The 1,471-nt window shown below is 54.4% G+C and carries 1 protein-coding gene; it reads right to left on the bottom strand.

Annotation, left to right across the window (positions count from 1 at the left end):
* Positions 1–70 precede the first annotated feature (70 nt).
* Positions 71–1,417 (bottom strand): ISLre2 family transposase, encoded by a 1,347-nt coding sequence (locus tag ACFFK0_RS30600; protein ID WP_074730242.1) that lies wholly within the window; start codon positions 1,415–1,417, stop codon positions 71–73.
* Positions 1,418–1,471 lie beyond the last annotated feature (54 nt).

Raw genomic sequence — 1,471 nt, 5'->3', positions numbered from 1 at the left:
ACCTCTTCCTTGTAAGCGCTTTGCTTCGTTCTTTCATCAAATACAAGTGATTTGTCAGAATTTTTTGCCGTTATCCGCGAAGTGCTTTGAGTGCCATACCCGTTGTGCTGCTTTGCTTCGGTCCTTGCAGCATGCGAATCATTCCAGCGATACAACCCTTGACCGGTTGCGTCACGTTCTTTAGCAATTGCCGCATGTTTATCGGCTGCTGCGGCGTTGCCTGCTTACTCGCTTGTCCTTCAACCGTTCTTACCACCGTGCCCGCTTCTTGAATCCTCATCATCGTCCTCAGCATCGCCCTGACGCCTTGCTCACTCCAACTGTACCCGCCACGCTTCGTCCGCCTGGCGAATATACGCATCTGCGATTCCGCGCTTCCCATCGGGCGCATGCCGCTTGTGTCGATCCCCTTCGCCTGGAGTGTTTTTCGGTAGTCGTCCAAATGCTTCTCGTGCCGCTTCAGAAAGCTTTTATACGGCTTCCAATCCTTCCGCTTCTCTTCCGCTATCTCTTGCTCCGACACGCCTTCCAAGGCCGCCATAAGCGCGGCTGCGTCCTGTTTGGCCAGCGACCGTCTCACGGTCTCCCATACCTTTGGCAAATGTCCGACAAACCGTTTCAAATCACGCGCCACATGAAAGCGATCCAGCATATACAGGCATTGGTGGAAGTAGGATGTACATTCCCCGATCCACGCCGCGCCGTCTCCGTTCACCACAAGCCACGTGTTCTCGTCGATTTCGTAACGCTCCACCAGAAAGTCCCCGAACCCTTCCCAGAAGTCGCCGCCGCTCGTATGCAGGTAATGCTGTTTATTTTTCAGCTCCACCCGCTTGCCGTTCTTCTCCCAGCCTTCGTGTACGACCGCGATTGCGTTCTCCATCCCGCGCTTCTTGCTCCGCTGCAGCTTCGTGTATAGCCCATCCACTTCCACGAACAATACTCGCGCTGGGCGTCGCTTCACCTCAGACATCGGCTGTTCCGCACGCTCCATCAGTTTTTCCCTGATCGCTTGATGGCTTAGCACATTGTATCCCAGCAGCTGCTCCAGCCGCTTAGCGCTGTCCCGGTACGACGGTCCTTGGCTTGCGAATGCGATTGCTGTCTCCTCCAAATGCGGACTGACTTTCCCGCGCCCTTCGAATTGCAACAGCTGATCCAGCAGATACACGTGTTTTCCGCTTCTACGATCACAATACAATCTCCGCTTGAAGCGCACGTTCCCGAACACCGTGTTGACGCTTGTTTCACGCTCGTCCTTTACTCGATAACGCTCTCGGTCCCGTTGCTCCAGGATCTGCTGATCCAGCGCCTCCAGCACCTGCTTCATCGCACGAGCGAATTCCTCCTGCATTTTCCGGAAAATCCATTGCTCAATCTCTTTCATCGTCGGCATTGTTGTGGTAAAGTGGCTCACAGGAGCTTCCTCCTTCTTGGTGTGTTGTGCGCAAACATCACTTTACCAAGGGAG

This window comes from Paenibacillus chartarius, assembly GCF_042432825.1.
GTDB lineage: Bacteria > Bacillota > Bacilli > Paenibacillales > NBRC-103111 > Gordoniibacillus > Gordoniibacillus chartarius.
The sequence above is the reverse complement of the archived record's forward strand: the minus strand, read 5'-3'. Positions and strand labels throughout refer to the sequence as shown.